This window comes from Rhodoplanes tepidamans, from assembly GCF_030813915.1.
GTDB classification, from domain to species: Bacteria; Pseudomonadota; Alphaproteobacteria; order Rhizobiales; family Xanthobacteraceae; genus Rhodoplanes; species Rhodoplanes tepidamans.
This window is the reverse complement of sequence record NZ_JAUSUJ010000001.1, coordinates 253819-273252: the sequence shown is the minus strand read 5'-3', so window position 1 is coordinate 273252 and position 19434 is coordinate 253819. Positions and strand designations below refer to the sequence as shown.

Here is a 19434-nt window from a genome sequence, read left to right as displayed (position 1 = left end):
CCGCGCGGCGGTCGCGTCGCCTCAGTGCTGCTGGGCCGTCGCGGCGGCCAGCACCGTCGACGGCTCGACCTTCACGCCCGGGCCCATCGTGGAGGAGATGGCGATCCGGTTGATGTACTGGCCCTTGGCGCCGGCCGGCTTGGCCTTCGACACCGCGTCGGCGAACGCCTTGATGTTCTCGACCAGCTTGTCGGCCTCGAACGACGCCTTGCCGACGCCGGCATGGATGATGCCGGCCTTCTCGACGCGGAACTCCACCGAGCCGCCCTTGGCGCCGGCGACCGCCGCCTTGACGTCCATGGTGACGGTGCCGACCTTCGGGTTCGGCATCATGCCGCGCGGGCCGAGCACCTTGCCGAGGCGACCGACCAGCGGCATCAGGTCCGGGGTGGCGATGCAGCGGTCGAAGTCGATGTTGCCGCCCTGGACGCGCTCGACCAGGTCCTCGGCGCCGACCACGTCGGCCCCGGCGGCGCGCGCCTCGTCGGCCTTGGCGCCGCGGGCGAACACCGCGACCCGCAGGCTGCGGCCGGTGCCGTTCGGCAGGGTGACGACGCCACGCACCATCTGGTCGGCGTGACGCGGATCGACGCCGAGATTCATCGCGATCTCGACGGTCTCGTCGAACTTCGCGGTGGCCCGCTCCTTGATCAGCTTCACGGCGTCGGCGAGCGAATAGAGCTTGTTGCGGTCGATGCCTTCGCGGGAGGCCAGAACGCGCTTTCCATGATCAGCCATCAGATCACCCCTTCACGTCCAGGCCCATGGAGCGGGCGGAGCCCTCGACCATGCGCATCGCCGATTCGATGTTGTCGGTGTTGAAATCCTTCATCTTCTTCTCGGCGATCTCGCGCACCTGGTCGCGGGTCACGACGCCCACGTGGTCGCGGCCGGTCGCCTTGGCGCCCGACTGGATGCCGGCCGCCTTCTTGAGGAAGAACGACACCGGCGGGGTGCGCATCTCGAACGTGAAGGAGCGGTCGGCATAGATGGTGATGACGACCGGGATCGGCGATCCCTTCTCCATCTGCTGGGTCTGGGCGTTGAACGCCTTGCAGAACTCCATGATGTTGAGGCCGCGCTGGCCGAGCGCGGGGCCGATCGGCGGGGACGGATTGGCCGATCCCGCCGGCACCTGAAGCTTCAGGTATCCTGTGACTTTCTTCGCCATGGCAATGTCCTTCGCGCCGGCATCGCCGGCTCGCAGGGTTCGTGGTGCGGATCAAGGGCGGTCGGCGAACCGTCCCTCCTCCCACGTATCGACGCCGTCGCCGGCAGGCGCCGACGGCGGTGTGGCGGGTATCTATCCCGGGACGTCCGGGGAGACAAGGGGGCCGCCGCCGGGCTCCGAACGGCCCGGCGCCGGGGACGCGACCGGCCTGCCGTCGCGCGCCGCCAGATAGGCGTCGCCCCAGCTCTTCAGCGCCAGGATGACCGGCCGCAGGCTCGCGCCAAGCCCGGACAGCCGGTACTCGACCCGCGGCGGCACCTCGGCATAGACGGTGCGCACCACGAGCCCGGCCGTCTCCAGCTCGCGCAGCTGGCGCGTCAGGACCCGCTGGGTCACGCCCGGCAGCTTGCGGCGCAGGGCGTTGAAGCGCAGGCAGCCGTCCAGCAGGTGGTACAGCACCACGCCCTTCCACTTGCCGTCGATCAGGTCGAGGGTCGCCTCGACCGGGCAGCCCGGTCCGCAGTCGTACCGCCGCGTCGTCTTCGCCATGGTATCCAAAACGACCCTAAGAGCCCGAAAGGTTCATTCTTGCACCTGTCCGCCCTATCGCCAACTCTGCGGGCGTCACATCGGGCCTCGCGGCGAGGCCCGCCGAACACCCGGAGACCATGATGCGTGCCGTCGGCTTCACCCGCTCGCTCCCGATCGACGACCCCGAATCGCTCGTCGACCTCACCCTCGACCGGCCGGAGCCGACCGGGCGGGACCTCCTGGTCGAGGTCAGGGCGGTGTCGGTCAATCCGGTCGACACGAAGGTGAGGAAGCGGACCGAACCCGATGGAAAGCCTGTGGTTCTCGGCTACGACGCCGCCGGCGTGGTGGCCGCGGCCGGGCCCGAGGTCACGCTGTTCCGGCCGGGCGACGAGGTCTTCTACGCCGGCTCGATCGCCCGCCCCGGCACCAATGCCGAGTTCCACCTGGTCGACGAGCGCATCGTCGGCCGCAAGCCGCGGACGCTGGGCTTCGCGGCCGCCGCGGCGCTGCCGCTGACCGCCATCACGGCCTGGGAGATGATGTTCGACCGGCTGGGAATTCCGCGCAGCCCGGACGGCCGCGGCGGCGGCCCCGGCCTGCTCCTGATCGGCAGCGCGGGCGGGGTCGGCTCGATCGCGATCCAGCTCGCCCGGGCCCTCACCGACGTCACCGTGATCGGCACCGCCTCGCGTCCGGAGACGGCCGCGTGGGCGCGGTCGCTCGGCGCCCATCACGTCATCGACCACACGCAGCCGATGGCGCCCCAGCTCGCCGCGATCGGCCACCCGACCGTCCCGTGGATCTTCTCGATCAATGCCAGCGACCAGCACTTCGACACCGCCGCCGAGGTGATCGCCCCGCAGGGCCGGTTCGGCCTGATCGACGATCCGGGGCCGATCGACGTGCGCAAGCTCAAGCGCAAATGCGCCTCGTTCCACTGGGAGCTGATGTTCACCCGGCCCCTGTTCGGGACGCCCGACATGATCGAGCAGCATCGGCTGCTGAACGAGGTCGCCGATCTGGTCGACGCCGGCCGGATCAAGACCACCGCGACCGAGACGCTCGGCCGCATCGACGCGGCGACGCTGCGCCGCGCCCATGCCCTGATCGAGAGCGGCCGCACCCGGGGCAAGCTGGTGCTGGAGGGCTTTTAGGCGCCGGCCTCCGGCGTCACGGAACGGCCGGCCGGCGCACCGCCGGCCGGACCGCCAGCATGCGCTCCACCGCACGCCGCGCCGGCGCCGCCAGGGCCGGGTCGATCTCCACCCGGGGCGCCAGGCCGCGCAGCGCCGCCAGGATGTTGGCGAGGGTGATCCGGCCCATGTGCGGGCACAGATGGCAGGGCCGCACGATCTCGACCTCCGGCACCGCCGCCGTGACATTGTCGCTCATCGCGCATTCGGTCAGCAGCAGCACCCGCGGCGGCCTGCGGCTCTCGATGAAGTCGATCATCGCGGCAGTCGAGCCGACCAGATCCGCCCCGGCCAGCACCTCGGGCGTGCATTCCGGATGGGCGAGCACCACGAGTTCGTCATAGGCCTCGCGGAACTCGGCGATGTCGGCCGCCGTGAAGCGGACATGGACCTCGCACTGGCCCTCCCAGGCGATGATCCGCACCGCGGTGCGCGAGGCGACGTGCCGGGCCAGATAGGCGTCCGGCAGCATGATCACCTCCGGCGCGCCGAGGCTCTCGACCACCTCGAGGGCGTTGCCGGAGGTGCAGCAGATGTCGACCTCGGCCTTCACGGCCACCGACGTGTTCACATAGGCGACCACCGGGACACCGGGATGGCGCTCCCGCAGCCGGCGGACGTCGGCCGGCGCGATCGAGGCGGCGAGTGAGCAGCCGGCCTCCGGATCGGGGATCAGCACGGTCTTGTCGGGATTCATCAGCTTGGCGGTCTCCGCCATGAAGTGGACCCCGGCCAGCACGATCACCTCGGCGTCGGTGTCGCACGCCTGCCGGGCGAGCGCGAGGCTGTCGCCGACCAGGTCGGCGACGCCGTGGAAGATCTCCGGTGCCTGATAGTTGTGGGCGAGCACGATCGCCCGCCGCTCGCGCTTGAGGCGGTCGATCGCGTGGATCAGCGGCGCGTGGACCGGCCATTCGACGGCGGGGATCACCCGCCGCAGCCGTTCGTAGGCCGGCCGGGTCGCCTCGGCGATCTCCGGCGTGAAGTCCGGCACGGCCCCGCCCGGCCCGGCGGGAGACGAGGTCGCCGCGCTGCGGCCCGCATCCGGAACATCCGAGGACATGATCGCCTCCTGCGTCACGACGCCGGTCCGCCCGGCGGAGCGGATGGCGCTCCGTGGCGACCGGCGATCGATGGGAGTGTGGCCGGGCTCTGCCCGATCCGCGCCCGGCCGCGCGACGCGCGGGCCCGAAGGGCGCCGTCCGCCGCGCGTCGACCGGATCGACCGGACGCGGGCGGGTCGTCCGCCGCCGGCGCCGAACGGCGGCCTGCGCGGAGGACGTGCCTCGGATGGTAGCGGCCGGGGCCACCGGGCGGCAAGGGCGACGCGAGGCGCAGGGCGCAAGGCAGGCTGCAGGGCGGCGGCCGAGCGCTCGCCGGGACCCCACAGCACAACGGCCGGGCGAGCCCGGCCGTTCGAAAATTTCTAAAGACTCAGAGTTTTGCGGTCAGACCTTCTCGACCTGCCCGAACTCCAGCTCGACCGGCGTGGCGCGGCCGAAGATCGACACCGCGACCTTGATGCGCGAGCGGGCGTCGTCGACCTCCTCGACCACGCCGTTGAACGAGGCGAACGGGCCGTCCGACACGCGCACCTGCTCGCCGATCTCGAACGAGACGGTCGGCTTCGGGCGCTCGATGCCCTCCTGCACCTGGTGCAGGATGCGGCCGGCCTCGGCCTCGGAGATCGGCATCGGCTTGTTGTCGGTGCCGAGGAAGCCGGTCACCTTCGGGGTGTTCTTGATGAGGTGGTAGGCCTCGTCGGTGAGCTCCATCTTCACCAGCACGTAGCCGGGGAAGAACTTGCGCTCCGAGTCGACCTTGCGGCCGCGCCGCACCTCGGTGACCTTCTCCTTGGGCACCAGGATCTCGTCGAACAGGTGCTCGAGATGCCGCTGGCGCGCCTGCTCGCGGATCGATTCCGCCACCTTGTTCTCGAAATTGGAATAGGCGTGAACGATGTACCAACGCTTGCTCATGTCCGTCATCCGCGCCGTCTAGCGTCCGATCCCGAGCACGAGCGTCACGCCGAACCGGATCACCTGGTCGGCGAGCAGGAAGAAGATGGCAGCCGCCGCCGACATCACGAACACCATCACGGTGGTGATCGCGGTCTCGCGCCGGGTCGGCCAGGTGACCTTCTCGGTCTCCGAGCGGACCTCCTGCAAGAACTTGAACGGGCTAACCTTCGCCATCGCCTCTTCCGATCGTCCAATGGGTGAAATGAGCCCGCGCGAGCGACGGCGGAGCCGCCGTCGGTCCTCGCCATCGCGGTCCCGCAGGGTCGAGCCGCGCCTTCCCGCCCCGGTGGCGCACCACCGTCGCGCCGCCCGAGCAGTGTGGACGCATGCCCGAACCGAAAACCGTTCAGACACTTAGGTTCGAGCCGACGCGCCGACAACCCCGCCGCGGGCCGAACAGGCCCAACTCGATGATCCACCTTCTAGTTTTGTTTTACGCTCCAAGCAAGGGCCGAACCGCCACGGCCGGCCGCGGTTCGACCGGCCCGGCGGGCCGCCCCGGCGCCGATCGGATCGGGGCCGGTCAGATCGAGACCGTCACCTTCTCGGCCTGGAAGCCGGGCGCGGCCTCGGCGAGCGTCGCCCGGGTCAATACCGCGAAGTCGAGGGTCGAGAGCCCGTCCGCCGCCAGCGATGCGGGATCGGTCGCCTCCCGGGCGGCGAAGCGCTGCTCGAACAGCGCCTTGTTCCGCAGGTGCGAGGCGGTCGGCGCAACCTGCCCGGCGGCGAGGTCGTACCCCTTGTTGGGGTGCGGCAGGAGCCTGAACCTGCCGTTGCGCCGGGTGAGCGGCACCCCCGTGATCTCGCACCGCGCGGCCAGGTCGGTGTCCTCGTAACCCCATCCCCAGTAGTCGTTGCTGTAGCCGTTGACCCGCTCGAAGCCCTCCTTGGCGAAGGCGACGACGCCACCCATGAACGCCGCCATGTCGTGCGAGACGGCGAACCCGCGCGGGTCGACGACGGTCTCGGCCCCGCGGCCGACCAGATGCACCCCGCCGCGCTTCGGGCAGCGGTAATCGACCCGCACCGGGCAGTAGTCGACGTCGTGAAAGCACACGGCGTCGATGCGATCCCGCAGGAGCACGTAGCCGATGTTCTTGAGCTTCGCGATGTTGAACTCGCGGCCCGGCTCCTGCTCGACGACGAGGAGGCTCGTGCGGGCCGGCGCCTTGCTCCGGTGCTCGCGGAGATAGCGCTGCAGCACCGGGAGAAACTCGGCGAGATGCGCATTGCGGTCGCGGAACGGAACTACCACGCCCAGATGGCCGCCAGCGACTGCATTGTCGTCGCCCAGCCCGACCGACGCCTGGTAGCTCACCATCACGAAGGCTCTTCTCGGGTTCGCCGCCGGGTTCCGGCAGCCGGCCGGCGGGGGATCGCGGTCATCTGTGGAAGTAGACGAGCGCAGCGATCATCAGCCCGAAATAGATGCAGGTTCCGCCGATCACCACCCGGGCTCGCCGGGACAGGAGGGGCGTGTCGAGGCTGGCGCGATGGGTGGCCCGCTCGGCGGCCACCATCAGGGCGCCGCCGGCGATCACCATCAGCCCGGCGAGGCCGTAGAAGATCCGTATGTCGAAATCCATGCCGCTCCGCCCCCTCGGCCCGTGCCCGCATCGCCCGGCCGGCACGCCGCGCCGCAGTCCTTTAGCGAACTGCCGCCGCATTCTCAATTTCGCTCGCACGGTGCGGGGGGGGGGGAGCCGGACGGCCCGCGAAGACGGGATGAACCCCGACAGCAGGACCGGTGGAGACGGAGCGTCGCGGCAGACCGGCGGAGAGCGGCCTTGGCAGCCGGCGCGGCAGAGGCGCGATCGCCGCGCCGCATCCCCGCGGCGGGCCGATGCAGCCGACGCGAAATCCGTTTTCAATCAGATGCTTGAGGTCATGCCGCTCGATGGCAGGAGTGGAGGGACTCGAACCCCCAACCCCCGGTTTTGGAGACCGGTGCTCTGACCAATTGAGCTACACTCCTACGCGCGAGGCGCAGCGGCTGCCGGTTCCGGCGGCCACGGCCTCTCATTGCATCATCGCCCGCGGCTTTGCAAGGGCGACCGGGCTCGCCCGGATGCAAGACGCCGGGCCGGCGGAGCCGGCCTTCCCACTCGGTGGCGGCTCAGCCCAGCGGCAGGCCGGCGAGGCGCTCGATCTCGGCCGCGATCGCCTCGGCGTGGCGGTGATGGGCCATGTGGCCGGCGCCCGGCAGGCGCACCACGCGGCCGTGCGGCAGCACCTTGGCCAGCACCTCGCCATGCAGGGCGGGCGGGACGATCGGGTCGGCCTCGGCGACCACCACGACGGTCGGCACCGTGATGTCGGGATAGCGCGGCGCCACCGCGACGAGGTGGTTCCGCAGGTCCGAATACTCCGTCATGCTGTTCCGGAAGCGCCGCGGCGTCAGCCCGACGGCGAGGCCGGTGCGGGCCGCATAGTCCTTGACGGGCGGCTCCGGCCGGAACAGCCGGGCGACCATGCGGTCCATCATCGGCAGCGAGGCGGGCAGCAGCACGGTCCAGATCAGCGGCCGCCCGAACATCACCTCGGCGACGCGCTGGAACCAGGGCAGCCCGCCCGGACGCGGATGGGTGGTCGGGTTGATCAGCACCAGGCCCGCCACCGTGCCGGGCTCGTCGAGCGCGTAGCGCAGCGCGATCAGGCCGCCGAGCGAGTGGCCGACGACGACGAGCCGCTTCGCGCCGACCTTCTCCACGGCGGTGCGGATCAGCGCGACCTGATGGCCGGGATCGGAGACCACCGGACCGCCCTCCCCGGAGAAGCCCTGCCCGGGCCGGTCCGGCACGATCACGCGCAGGCGGCGTGACAGCCGCTCGCCGAGCGCGAGCCGCATGTCGGCATGGTGCACATTGGCGCCGTGGAGCAGCAGCACGGCCGGCGGCTCGGCGCCGGTGCCGGCGCCGGTGCCGGGGGGCGTTTCGGGGGCGAGATCGACGAGATGGATGCGGGCCGGCCCCGCCTCGATCAGCCGGCCGACCGGCGGGTTGTCCGCCTCGATGATGCGCGTGAGCCACCATGTGAGCGTCGCCGCCGCGGCGAGCCCGACCGCGACGACCAGCAGAAGTCCGACAACCAGCATGGCGACCTGCGCCTCCTCCCCGGGGGCCGGCCCACCGTATCGGGCGCCGGCGGCCCCGCGCAAGCGGGCGGCGTCATTCCGCCGCGACCGCCTCCCGGTGCAGCACCGCGGGGGCGCGCGTGAAGGTGCGGCGGCCACGCTTCCAGCCGCCGAGCGGCACGGCGATCTCGGCGACGGCGCCGGCCGGATCGCGCGCGTCGAGCACCACGAGATCGGCCGGGTTGCCGACCGCAATGCCGTAGTCCGGGAGATTCATCAGCCGGGCCGGCGCGGCCGTGATCATGTCGAGGCAGCGTTCCAGCTCGGCCGCGCGGCCGAGCTGCGCCACGTTGGCGTACAGGTTGGCGATCCGCACCATCGAGCAGTCGCCGAACGGCGTGAACGGGTTGAGCACGTTGTTGGTGGCGATCGAGCAGGTGACGCCCTGCTCGGCCAGGCGATGCGCCGGGGTGACGCCGCGCGGCACGTCGTGGTCGTGGCCGCGGCCCATGAGGAACAGGTCGGTCGCCGGCAGCACGGTGAGCGCCACCCCGGCGTCGGCGAGCCGTCTGGCCGCCGCGGCCCGGGCCGCCTCCGGCATGGCCGAGAGCTTGGTGACGTGGCCGATGGCGACGCGGCCGCCCCAGCCGTGGCGGTCGGTTAGGCGGCACACCTCGTCGAGATGCGTCCAGCCGGGATCGAGGTCGAAGTCGAGATGGAAGTCGACGTCGAGATCGTACCTTTGCGCGATGGCGAAGATGCGGGCGATCTGGCCGTGCGGGTCCGTGTCGGTGTAGGGGCAGCCGCCGATCGTGTCGGCCCCCGCCTCGCAGGCCTGGACCAGCAGCTCCTCGGTGCCGGGATCGTTGAGAAGCCCTTCCTGCGGAAAGACGCAGATGTCGAGATCGATCGCGAAGGCATGGTCGTGCTTCAGTCGGCGGATGGCACGAAAGCTCTTCAGGCCGATGCGCGGGTCCACCTCGACATGGGTGCGCATGCGCGTCGTGCCCTGCAGGATCGCCTTCTCCAATGTCCGCCTCGCCCGCGCATGGACGTCCTCCTCGGTGAAGTCGCGCTTGGCCGCCGCCACCTGGGCGATCGCCTCGGCGAGCGTCCCCTGCTCGCTCCGGCAGCGGTCGAGGATGCAGGACTTGTCGAGATGGATGTGGGTCTCGACGAAGCCCGGCACCGCCAGCCGGCCGCCGAGGTCCTCGGTCGGCGCGCCGCTCGCGATGCGGGGCTCGATCGCGGCGATGCGGCCCGCACGCACGCCGATGTCGCAGAGCGACTCGCGGCCGGCGAGGCGGACGTTCCTGAAGAGGAGATCGAGGGGCATGGAGACAGCTCGCATCCGAGAGTGGGCTACAGACAGCTGTGGTCATTCCGGGCCGGCGCGCAGCGCCGGACCCGGAATCCAGCCAAGAATGCCGAGTTCGGGGCTGGATTCCGGGTTCGCGCCTTCGGCGCGCCCCGGAATGACTGGCTTGCTTCCACCACGCCGTCACTCCGCCGCGTGGCCCAGATAGGCGGCCTCGATGGCGGGGTCGCCGCGCAGGGCCGCGGCCGTGCCGGCGCCGACGACGCGGCCCGACTCCAGCACATAGGCCCGGTCGGCGACGTCGAGGGCGAGCTGCGCCATCTGGTCGACCAGCAGGATGGTGACGCCGTCGTCACGCAGCCGCGCCAGCACGTCGAACAGCCCGTCGATGACGGCCGGCGCCAGCCCGAGCGACGGCTCGTCGAGCAGCAGGGTGCGGGGCCGCGCCATCAGGCCGCGGACGATCGCCAGCATCTGCTGCTCGCCGCCGGACAGGAGCCCGGCCGGACTGTCGATTCGTTCGCGCAGCCGCGGGAAGAGGTTCAGCAGACGCTCCGCGTCCGCCTCGATGTCGCGGTCGGAGCGCGTGTAGGCGCCGAGCAGGATGTTGTCGCGCACCGAGAGGTCGGGAAACACCTGCCGGCCCTCCGGCACCAGCACGAGGCGCGCGCCGGCGATCTCGGGGGCGTCGAGATGGTCGATGCGCAGGTCGTTGAACACCACCTCGCCGTCGACCGGCCGCAGCAGCCCGGCGAGCGCCCGCAGCGCGGTCGACTTGCCGGCCCCGTTGGCGCCGATCAGCGCGACGGTCTCGCCCGGACGGACGTCGAGATCGACGTTGTCCAGCACCGGGGCGGCGCCGTAGCCGGCGGTGAGGCGGATGACGGTGAGGATGGCGTCGACAGGCGCCTCCCACCCCGCGGTGCGGCCGCGCGCCTGCCTGGTCTCGCCGCCCAGATAGGCCTTGATCACCTTCGGGTCGCGGCGGATCTCGGCCGGCCGGCCGGTGGCGATCGGCACGCCGGCGTCGAGCACCACGATGGAATCCGAGATTCCCATCACGAGCTGCATGTCGTGCTCGACCAGGATCACGGCGAGGCCGAGATCGGCGATCCGGCGCAGGAGGCCGGCGAGCGTGTCCTTGTCGGCCCGCATCAGGCCGGCGGCCGGCTCGTCGAGCAGCAGCACGCGCGGCCGCATGGCCAGCGCCCGGGCGATCTCGACGAGGCGGCGGTCGACATGCGGGAGATCCGCGGCCGGGGTCGCCAGGGCGCCGCGATAGCCGACGAAGGCGAGCAGCGCCTCGGCGGCCTTCACGTCGTCGGGACCGGCGAAACGACCGAGCAGCCCGCCGAGCTTTCCGCGGCGGAGCGCCACCAGGACGTTGTCGAGCACCGAGAGCGAGCCGAACAGCCGCGTCGTCTGGTAGGTCCGGGCGATGCCGGCGCGCGCCACCCTGTGGCTCGCGGCGCCGGCGAGCTCCGTGTCGGCGAGCCGGATGCTGCCGGAATCGGGGCGGTAGAAGCCGCCGATCATGTTGAGGACGGTCGTCTTGCCGGCGCCGTTCGGGCCGATGATCGCGGTGACGCGCCCCGGCTCGGCCGTCACGGCGACGCCGGTCGCCGCCTTGATGCCGCCGAAGGCGAGCGTCAGGCCCTCGACCCGCAGGGTCCGCGGCTCGGCCGGCGCCAGGAAGGCGGCGAGGTCGAAGCCGGTGCCGTCGGCGGGGCGCGGATCGACGCGGCGCCAGAACCGCGACACCGTGCCGATGACGCCCTCCGGGGCGAGCCACAGCACACCGAGCAGCAGCGCGCCGAAGAACAGGAGCCGGTACTCGGCGAGGCCGGACAGCAGCTCCGGCAGCACCACGCTGATCGCTGCGCCGATCACCGGGCCGAACACCGCGCCGGCGCCGCCGACGATCACGGCGAGCAGGAACAGGATCGACTGCGAGAACGGGAACGAGTCGGGCGCGACGAACATCATCAGCGGCGCGAACAGGCCGCCGGCGACCCCGGCGAAGCCGGCCGACAGCGTGAAGGCGGCCGCCTTGACGATCACCGGATCGAGCCCCACCGAGCGGGCGGCGATCTCGGCGTCGCGCACCGCCACCATGCTCTTGCCCCAGGCGCTGCGGGCGATGCGGTGGAACAGCCACAGCGAGGCGCCGGCCAGCACCACGGCGAGCGCCGCCATCTCGCGCTCGGTGAACACGAGGCTGCCGATCGCCGGCGGCGGCAGGCCCATCAGGCCGTTGGCGCCGCCGGTCAGGGCCCGCCACTCGATGGTGCCGTGCTGGACGATGAAGGCGAACGCGATGGTCAGCATCGCCAGCGTCGGCCCGGCGACCCGCAGGGCGGGCAGCGACAGCAGGAACCCGACCGCGGCGGCGATCAGGCCGGCGGCCGGCAAGGCCAGCCAGAAGTCCACGCCGGCCAGCGTCAGGATCGCCACCGCATAGGCGCCGATGGCGTAGAAGCCGACATGGCCGAGCGACACCTGCCCGCCGAGGCCGAGCAGGATGTTGAGCCCGACGCAGACGACGACGGTGAGCGAGACCAGCGCCAGCACGAACGGCGCATAGCCCTCCGCCAGCAGCGCGAAGCCGAGCGCGACCGCGGTGAGCAGCGCGATGGCGACCGGCGTTGCGAAACGCCGCAGCGGCGCGGGCAGCGACGGGAGGCGGGGGAGGCGCAGAGCACGCAGGGCCCGACGAATTTTGGCGGACAATGTCCCCTCCTCCGTCATGGCCGGGCTCGTCCCGTGATCGTCCGGTTCTGTATGCGGAGCTGCGGCACGAACCGGTACCCTCTCCCGAGGGGAGAGGGTCGGACGAGAGCGCAGCTCGCGTCCGGGGTGAGGGGCGTATGCGCCGATGATCGGCCTCGGCCCCCGCTCACCCGACGCGCTGGGCGCGTCGACCTCTCCCCGCTGGGGAGAGGTGACGGGGGCAGACGCGAGGCCGTGATGTTGGACCAGGCCATCACACCTTGCTCACGGCGGCGCGGCCGAGGAGGCCGTGGGGCATCAGGGCGAGCGCGGCGATCACCACCGAGAAGACGACGATCTGGGTGTAGGTCGAGCCCAGATAGGCGGTCACCAGGGCCTCGGTCAGGCCGTAGATCAGGCCGGCCAGCATGACGCCCCAGGCCGAGCCGATGCCGCCCAGGATCGCCACGGCGAAGGCCTTGATGCCGAACAGCGTGCCCATCTCGGAATGGACGCTGAACAGCGGCGCGATCAGCAGGCCGGCGAGGCCGGCGAGCGCCGTGGACAGCATGAAGGCGACGGCGACGACGCGCCGCACGTCGATGCCCATCAGCCGCGCCGCGTCGGGATTCTGCACCACGGCCAGCATGGCCTTGCCGCGCCGCGTCTTCCGCAGCGCGAGATGCAGCAGCACCGCGATGCCGAGGCCGACCGCCGGGATGACGAGCTGCAGCGGGTAGACGCCGGCGCCGAAGACCTCCACCGGCCTGACGGCGAGCGACGACGGGAAGCTGCGCGGCTCCTTGCCAAACGTGAACAGCACGGCGTTGTCGAGCACGATGCCGCCCGCCACCGTCGCCATCAGCCAGGCGCCGGAGCCGCGGTCGACAAAGGGCCGCACCAGCACGCGCTCGATGGCGAGCCCGAAGGCGGCGCACAGGAACAGCGCCAGCACGGCGGCCGGCACCCACGGCCAGCCGAGCTTGACGGCGAACACGTAGCCCAGCACCGCGCCGAGCATCATGGCCGAGCCCTGCGCGAAGTTGACCGTGCTGGACACGACATACGTGACATGGAAGCCGAGCGCGATCAGCCCGTACATGCTGCCGAGCCCCAGCCCGGACACGATCGACGAGGTGAGCAGCATCTCGTTCTCCCTGGGCCCGGGCCCCGATCTCCGCTCGTCCCCGCGTCCGGGTCTTGCCCCCTCCCTGGGGGAGAAGCTCGCGACCGGGGTGAGGGCCTACGGCGCCGATGACGAGCCTGGGCCCCCCTCACGCGCCGCGCTGCGCGCGGCGACCTCCCCCCGCCGGGGAGAGGTGCAGCAGAGGCAGCGCTCAGTTCTTCAGCGGCAGGATCTCGTCGCCCTTGAAGTAGGTGAAGATGTAGTCGGACGACGCCAGCGCGTCGTGGTTCTGCTTGGTGAAGGGCGTCTTGTAGGTCTTGATCAGGCCGTCGTAGCTGTCGATGGCGTAGAGCGCGTCGCGGATCTTGGTGCCGTCGGTCGAGCCGGCCTTGGCGATGGCGAGGCCGACCAGATGGGCGGCGTCGTAGGCGTTGGCGATGCCGACCGCCGGGGTCACGTCGGCGAGGCCCTTGATCTCGGGATACTTGGCCTTGAGCGCGGCCAGCGTCGCCTTCGCCTTGGGCGTCTCGTTGCCCGAGAAGCTGAAGGTCTGGATGAAGTGCACCTTGTCGGCGCTGGCGCCCGCGAGCTCGCCGAAGCGGCCGCCGGCCGGGCCCCAGTGCGAGACGATCGGCACCGACCAGCCCATCCGGTCGAGCGACTTCACCACCTGGGCCGAGGGCGCCACGTTGGCGACCAGGAACAGCACGTCGGCGCCGGCCTGCTTCAGGCGGGTGAGCTGCGGCACCACGTCGACGTCGTTGGTCTCGAACTTCTCCACGCCGGCGAACGGGATCTTCTTGGCCTCGAGCGCGGCCTTGAGGCCCTTCTCGTTGGACTCGCCCCACGGATTGTTGATCAGGATCATGCCCGGCTTCTTGGCGCCGTACTTCTTGACGGCGTAGTCGACCAGCGCGACGTCGACCAGCTCGTCGACGGCCGAGACGCGGAACACGTAGTTGTCGGCGGCGCCGTTCTTGGTGATCGGCGTGCCGGCCGCCCACACGCCCATGAACGGTACCTTGGACTGGTTGGCGAACGGCACGATGGCGAGCGACACCGGCGTGTCGAGGCCGCCGAAGAACGCCGCCACCTTCTCGCGCTGCACCAGCTCGCGCGCCGCGACGACGCCCTTGGCCGGATTGCTCTCGTCGTCGCGCACGACCAGCTCGACCTTCTTGCCCAGCAGGCCGCCCTTGGCGTTCATCTCGTCGATGGCGAGCGACAGGCCGCGCACGATCGCCTCGCCGGACTTCGCCGACTGGCCCGACATGGCGGCGACGAGGCCGAGCTTGACGGTCTCCTGCGCCTGCGACGGCGACGCCAGCGGGCCGGCCAGCGTGCCGGCGAGAAGCGCGGCCGCGCCGGCGAGCGCGAGCCGCCGGGTCGGGCGGGCGGACGGAATCCTGAGCATGGGCGTACCTCACGGGGGTGGGTGGACCGCGCCCTTCCACGCAAGCGACGTGCCAGACCGGAGCCGCCGGATTCGCACGACCTCGCCTCCGGCAGGCGGCAAAAACGCCCACCGGATGGGCACTCGCATGGGCGCTCCGCTCAAATCGCATGCAGAAGTGTATACAATCGATATCGCTTTCGCATACGATCGGCGAGGTGACGGGCCGCGGCGCGGCTGGCCGGGAAAATGCATTCCCGGAGGACGACCCCGCCCGCTCACCGTTCCGGAGGAACCGATGTCCGCTGCGCCCGCCCCGTCCGCCGCCCCGCTCGACAGCCCGTCCGAGACGCAGGCCGCCGCCGCCATCGTCGAGGCCTTCCTGGAGGCCTCGATGGTTCCGGACCCGGTCCGGGCCGCGACCTATATTTCCGACGACCTGGTGATCACCTTCACGGGCGGGCGAAAATTCTCGCATCCGCGCGAGAGCGCGGCGTTCAATGCCGGCCGCTACAAGTGGGTGAAGAAGCGGATGCTGCGCACCGACGTGGTGCCGGGGGTGGGCGAGACCATCTGCTACAATCTCGGCCATCTCTACGGCGAGTGGCCGGACGGCACCCCGTTCGAGGGCAACCGCTACATCGACCGCTTCGTCGTGCGCGGCGGCAAGATCGTCCAGATGGACGTGTGGAACGACTCGGCCGAGCGCCTGCTCACCAAGAACGGCATCGAGGCGTGACGGGAACGCTGGTCATTCCGGGGCGAGTGCCGCAGGCACTCGAACCCGGAATCCAGCCATGAAAGCAGGCGTCCGCCGCTGGATTCCGGGTCCGGTGCTTCGCGCCGCTCCGGAACGACGGGTGCCTGACCTGCCGACGCAGGCGGCGCCGCAGATGGGCCCCGGCTCTGCGGCAACACCGAGCCTGCGGCTCGCTGCGCCTTGTCCGGGGCACGAGGCTCCTGCCTTCCTCACCGCTTCCGCGCCCCCTTCGCCCGCCGCACGCCGGCCGGCGCTTCGTCCGCGTAGGGCGCCAGGATCGCCTTGATGTCGCGCTCCTTGGTCGGGCGCGGGACGATCAGGGCGCGGTCCATCACGGCGCCGAGATGCTGGTCCATCACGGCGATCGCCGCCTCCGCGTCGCCCTCCGCCAGCGCCGCGATGACGGCGCGGTGCTCGCTGACCGCGCATTCCGAGGAGTGCGGCCGCGCGTAGAGGGCCAGGATCAGGCCGCAGCGCAGAGCGATCTCGGACACGTAGCGGACCAGCACCTCGCTGCCCGTCATCTCGGCGAGCACGACGTGGAACTCGGTGGCGAGCCGGATCGACCGCCGCTCGTCGGTGCCGCGTGAAAGCTCCTCCTCCGCGACATGCGCCTCGAGGGTGGCGATCTGGGCCGGTGTCAGGCGGCCGGCGAGCCGGGTGACGACCAGGCGCTCCAGCCCGAGCCGGATGTCGAACAGGTCGCCGGCCTGGTCCCAGCCCGGGGTGGCGACGGCGGCGCCGCGGTTGCGGCGCAGCTCGACCAGCCCCTCGGCGGCGAGCCGGCCGAGCGCATGGCGCACGATGGTGCGGCTCGCCCCGAAGCGCTCGCCGATGGCGTCCTCGGGCAGCTTGGCGCCGGGCTCGAGCGCCTGCTCGATGATGGCGTGCCGCAGCGCCCGGTAGATCGCCTCGGCCCGGTCGCCCGGCCGCTTGGCCGGCTTCTTCTCAGCGTCCTTCGCCATGGTGTCGCGTCAGCCTGCCACCTGTCGCCGGGATCCTGCCTGCAGCCCGGATGAAGCGAAGCGCAATCGGGGAGCATCGCGCCCCGCGATCCGCTGCGCTCCATGCGGGCGGCGGCGTCTCCGAGCATGTCGCGTGCCAGCCGGTCTCACCGCGGCGGCGGCACGACCACCGGGGCGCCGCAGTTGCGGCGGCCCTGGGCGGCGCAGTCGTCGGCCCTGCGCTGCGCCACCATGGCGTCGACCAGCCAGTACCCGGCGGCGACCACGGCGAGGAAGAAGATCGCCAGCACGATGTTGGTGGTCCGGCGGCTGCCGTCGCCCTCGTCGTCGTCCTCGTCGTGGTCTTGGGGCTGGGTCATGATGGAGCGACAGACCTCGAGACGTGGGACCCCGGATGAAGCGCGACGCGGTCCGGGGCGTCCGCCCGACCCGCACGCCGCTGGCGTCGTGCGGGCTCGCGCTTCGTGCCGCCTACGGATGCGACGCCTCGCCCCCCATGGTCTCCTTCACGGCGGCGACCAGCTGCTTCAGGGTGAACGGCTTCGCGAGAAACGCGAACTGGCCGCCCTCCGGAAGATTCTTGGCGAAGGCCTCCTCGGCGTAGCCGGAGACGAAGATGATCTTGAGGTCGGGATGGCGCTTGCGGAGTTCCTTGAGGAGCGTCGGGCCGTCCATCTCGGGCATCACCACGTCGGAGACGACGAGGTCGACCTTCTGGCCGGCGTCGATCAGCTCGATCGCCTCCTGGCCGTTGCCGGCCTCGCACACCGTGTAGCCCCGCGACGACAGGCCGCGCGCGTTGAGGCCGCGCAGGCCCTCCTCGTCCTCGACCAGCAGGATGGTGCCCTGCCCGGTGTGGTCGGCGGCGCGCGCCTGCTCGGGGGCCGTCGGCTGGGCCGGCGCCAGCGACGCCGCGATCGCCTCGGTCTCCTCGATGGTCGGCACGTGGCGCGGCAGGTAGATGCGGAACGTGGTGCCGCGGCCGATCTCCGACTCGACGAAGACGTAGCCGCCGGTCTGCTTGATGATGCCGTAGACGGTCGACAGGCCGAGCCCGGTGCCCTTGCCGACCTCCTTGGTGGAGAAGAACGGCTCGAAGATGCGGTCGATGATCTCGGGCGGAATGCCGGACCCGGAGTCCGCCACCTCGATCAGCACGTACTCGCCCGGCGGCATGCCCTTGTAGGCGGAGGCGCGGGTCTCCTCCTCGCCGACATTGCGGGTGCGCAGCGTCAGCCGGCCGCCGTCCGGCATGGCGTCGCGCGCGTTCACGGCCAGGTTCACGATGACCTGCTCGAACTGCGAGAGGTCCGCCTTGACGGGCCACAGGTCGCGGCCGTGGCGGACGTCGAGCGACACCTTCTCGCCGATCAGCCGGCGCAGCAGCATGGAGATGTCGGACAGCGCCTCGGCGAGGTCGAGCACCTGCGGCCGCAGCGTCTGGCGGCGCGAGAACGCCAGCAGCTGCCGCACCAGCGCGGCCGCCCGGTTGGCGTTCTGCTTGATCTGCATGATGTCCTGGAAGGACGGGTCGGTCGGCTTGTGGGCGTTGAGCAGGAAGTCGGTCGCCATCATGATGGCGGACAGCACGTTGTTGAAGTCGTGCGCGATGCCGCCGGCGAGCTTGCCGACCGAATCCATCTTCTGCGCCTGATCGACCTGCTTCTGCAGGGCGCGCTGCTCGGTGGTCTCCAGCGCGTAGACGATGGCGGCCTCCTGGTCGCCCTCCTCCTCGACCGCCGTCACCCAGAAGCGGGCCCAGCGCTCCCCCGCGCCGGCGAGCGCCGCCTCGACGGGCGGCACGTCGCCCTGCCCGCGCGCCGCCTTGGCGATCGCCGTCTCCAGGGCGGGACGGTCGCGTTCCGCCACGATGGCGAGGATGGAGCCGCCCTCGGGCCGGGCCTCCCCCGGCACGAGGTCCTGGAACAGGCGGGCGAGCAGGCCGTTGGGGCGGGCGATCCGGCCGGCCCGGTCGACCGTCGCGATCGCCATCGGGGTGTTGATGAAGAAGCGCATGAAGCGCACCTCGGCGGCGCGCTGCGGATCGATGCCCTCGTTCTTGGCCCGGTTGAGCACCAGGGTGCGCGACGCACCCGGCGCGCCGTCCGCCCCGAACGCCACCTTGTGGTAGAGCCGCACCGGAACCGTCTTGCCGCTGCGGGTCTTGAGGTCGAGGTCGAGGACGTCGGTCTTCACCTCGCCGGGCTGGGCCGCCGCGGCGGTGAGCAGCGCGGCGCCGTTGGCCGGCACGATGTCGGTCAGCTGCAGGCCGCCCGAGCCGACCTCGGCGAGGTCGTAGTCGAGCCATTCGGCGAGCGTCGCGTTGATGTAGCCGACCGCGCCGGCGCCATCGACCGAGAAGAAGCCGGCCGGGGCGTGGTCCAGATAGTCGATGGCGTGCTGCAGCTCCTGGAAGACGTTCTCCTGGCGCTCGCGCTCGCGCGACACGTCGGCCACCGTCCACACCGTGAAGCGCGAATCGGACCCGCTGCGGCCGAGCGGCCGCACCCGCATCTGCAGCCAGCGGGCGGGATCGCCGGGGAGGCCGGCGACCCGCACCTCCTCCTGCAGGCGCCGCCCCTCGCGGGCCGCCTTGAGCAGCCGGTAGACGGCCTCGGACACGTCCGGATCACCGATGAAGACCCGCTCGACCGGTCGCACGTCGGCGAGGTCGGTGGCGTCGACGAGCTGGCAGTAGGCCGGGTTGGCGTAGACCACCCGGCCGTTCGGATCGGTCACCACGATGCCGTCGAAGGCGTCGTCGAGCACCCGCCGGTACATCGGGCTCGCTTCCGCCCCGCCGGCGAAGCGCAGGATCCCGGTCGCGGTGGCGAGCAGCGAGAACACGCCGATCATGCCGAGGACGGCGAGCAGGCCGAGCACGTAGGGCTCGGCCTCGGCGCGGCCGAGGAACAGCAGGCCGGCGGCCGCGGCGATCAGCGCGAGCGCGATGACCAGCACGAACCGGATGCTTCCACGCCGCTCGCCGCCCGGGAACACGTCCAAGCCTCCGTTGCCGAAGCCCGCGCTGCCCAGGCCTCCGCCGCCGAGGCCGCCCCTGCCCGAGCCGCCTCTTCCGCTCAGGTCTTGCGTCGTCATCGGTATCGGCTCCGTCGCCCGACCTCGCGAATCAATCTGTGCCCGAGTCCCCTGCTTCGAACAAGGGCGCCC

18 protein-coding genes and 1 tRNA gene are annotated in these 19434 nt (G+C 71.5%); 2 read left to right on the top strand and 17 right to left on the bottom strand.

Annotated elements, in window-relative coordinates; translation table 11 throughout:
* Window positions 1-21: 21 nt before the first annotated feature.
* The 3 genes from rplA to J2S22_RS01205 all read right to left on the bottom strand — a co-directional run bounded on the left by rplA (window position 22) and on the right by J2S22_RS01205 (window position 1720).
* Window positions 22-738 carry a 50S ribosomal protein L1 gene (gene rplA / locus J2S22_RS01215; RefSeq protein ID WP_272776342.1) on the bottom strand — a complete coding sequence of 239 codons (717 nt, stop codon included), beginning with the start codon at window positions 736-738 and terminating at the stop codon, window positions 22-24.
* Between the two features lie 4 nt (window positions 739-742).
* Window positions 743-1171 carry a 50S ribosomal protein L11 gene (gene rplK, locus J2S22_RS01210; protein ID WP_272776343.1) on the bottom strand — a complete coding sequence of 143 codons (429 nt, stop codon included), beginning with the start codon at window positions 1169-1171 and terminating at the stop codon, window positions 743-745.
* A 132-nt stretch (window positions 1172-1303) separates the two neighbouring features.
* Entirely contained in the window at window positions 1304-1720 is a 417-nt protein-coding gene (locus J2S22_RS01205; RefSeq protein WP_272776344.1) for a winged helix-turn-helix transcriptional regulator, read from the bottom strand.
* Window positions 1721-1842: 122 nt separating this feature from the next.
* On the opposite strand from J2S22_RS01205, the gene J2S22_RS01200 reads away from it, so the two are divergent.
* Complete coding sequence (locus J2S22_RS01200) at window positions 1843-2859, top strand: zinc-binding alcohol dehydrogenase family protein (protein WP_272776437.1); 1017 nt, start codon at window positions 1843-1845, stop codon at window positions 2857-2859.
* Window positions 2860-2875: 16 nt separating this feature from the next.
* On the opposite strand, the gene nadA is transcribed toward J2S22_RS01200, so the two are convergent.
* The 11 genes from nadA to J2S22_RS01145 form a co-directional block, all read right to left on the bottom strand.
* Window positions 2876-3961, bottom strand: coding sequence for a quinolinate synthase NadA (nadA, locus tag J2S22_RS01195; RefSeq protein WP_272776345.1), 1086 nt, complete (start codon window positions 3959-3961; stop codon window positions 2876-2878).
* 385 nt (window positions 3962-4346) lie between these two features.
* Window positions 4347-4877, bottom strand: a complete 531-nt coding sequence (gene nusG / locus J2S22_RS01190; protein ID WP_272776346.1) for a transcription termination/antitermination protein NusG — start codon at window positions 4875-4877, stop codon at window positions 4347-4349.
* Between the two features lie 18 nt (window positions 4878-4895).
* On the bottom strand, window positions 4896-5093 hold the full coding sequence (secE, locus tag J2S22_RS01185) for a preprotein translocase subunit SecE (protein ID WP_111421509.1): 198 nt from the start codon (window positions 5091-5093) through the stop codon (window positions 4896-4898).
* A 349-nt stretch (window positions 5094-5442) separates the two neighbouring features.
* Complete coding sequence (locus J2S22_RS01180; RefSeq protein ID WP_272776439.1) at window positions 5443-6240, bottom strand: galactosyltransferase-related protein; 798 nt, start codon at window positions 6238-6240, stop codon at window positions 5443-5445.
* 61 nt (window positions 6241-6301) lie between these two features.
* Complete coding sequence (locus J2S22_RS01175; protein WP_272776347.1) at window positions 6302-6505, bottom strand: hypothetical protein; 204 nt, start codon at window positions 6503-6505, stop codon at window positions 6302-6304.
* 312 nt (window positions 6506-6817) lie between these two features.
* Window positions 6818-6894: transfer RNA gene (locus tag J2S22_RS01170), tRNA-Trp, on the bottom strand.
* Between the two features lie 141 nt (window positions 6895-7035).
* Complete coding sequence (locus tag J2S22_RS01165) at window positions 7036-8013, bottom strand: alpha/beta fold hydrolase (protein WP_272776348.1); 978 nt, start codon at window positions 8011-8013, stop codon at window positions 7036-7038.
* A 73-nt stretch (window positions 8014-8086) separates the two neighbouring features.
* Entirely contained in the window at window positions 8087-9328 is a 1242-nt protein-coding gene (locus J2S22_RS01160; protein WP_272776349.1) for an amidohydrolase family protein, read from the bottom strand.
* A gap of 165 nt (window positions 9329-9493) precedes the next feature.
* On the bottom strand, window positions 9494-11983 hold the full coding sequence (locus J2S22_RS01155; RefSeq protein ID WP_272776440.1) for a branched-chain amino acid ABC transporter ATP-binding protein/permease: 2490 nt from the start codon (window positions 11981-11983) through the stop codon (window positions 9494-9496).
* 310 nt (window positions 11984-12293) lie between these two features.
* On the bottom strand, window positions 12294-13163 hold the full coding sequence (locus J2S22_RS01150; RefSeq protein WP_272776441.1) for a branched-chain amino acid ABC transporter permease: 870 nt from the start codon (window positions 13161-13163) through the stop codon (window positions 12294-12296).
* A 193-nt stretch (window positions 13164-13356) separates the two neighbouring features.
* Window positions 13357-14559 carry an ABC transporter substrate-binding protein gene (locus J2S22_RS01145; protein ID WP_272776350.1) on the bottom strand — a complete coding sequence of 401 codons (1203 nt, stop codon included), beginning with the start codon at window positions 14557-14559 and terminating at the stop codon, window positions 13357-13359.
* Between the two features lie 277 nt (window positions 14560-14836).
* Between J2S22_RS01145 and J2S22_RS01140 the strand changes: the two genes are divergently transcribed.
* On the top strand, window positions 14837-15277 hold the full coding sequence (locus J2S22_RS01140) for a nuclear transport factor 2-like protein (protein ID WP_272776351.1): 441 nt from the start codon (window positions 14837-14839) through the stop codon (window positions 15275-15277).
* Window positions 15278-15507: 230 nt separating this feature from the next.
* Here the strand turns inward: J2S22_RS01140 and J2S22_RS01135 are convergent, their stop codons facing one another.
* From J2S22_RS01135 to cckA, 3 genes are all read right to left on the bottom strand, one after another.
* Window positions 15508-16263 carry a GntR family transcriptional regulator gene (locus tag J2S22_RS01135; RefSeq protein ID WP_272776352.1) on the bottom strand — a complete coding sequence of 252 codons (756 nt, stop codon included), beginning with the start codon at window positions 16261-16263 and terminating at the stop codon, window positions 15508-15510.
* 146 nt (window positions 16264-16409) lie between these two features.
* Window positions 16410-16622, bottom strand: coding sequence for a hypothetical protein (locus J2S22_RS01130; RefSeq protein WP_272776353.1), 213 nt, complete (start codon window positions 16620-16622; stop codon window positions 16410-16412).
* 112 nt (window positions 16623-16734) lie between these two features.
* The gene (gene cckA / locus J2S22_RS01125) at window positions 16735-19362 is read right to left on the bottom strand and encodes a cell cycle histidine kinase CckA (RefSeq protein WP_370878158.1); all 2628 of its coding nucleotides are present in this window, start codon (window positions 19360-19362) and stop codon (window positions 16735-16737) included.
* Window positions 19363-19434: the final 72 nt, after the last annotated feature.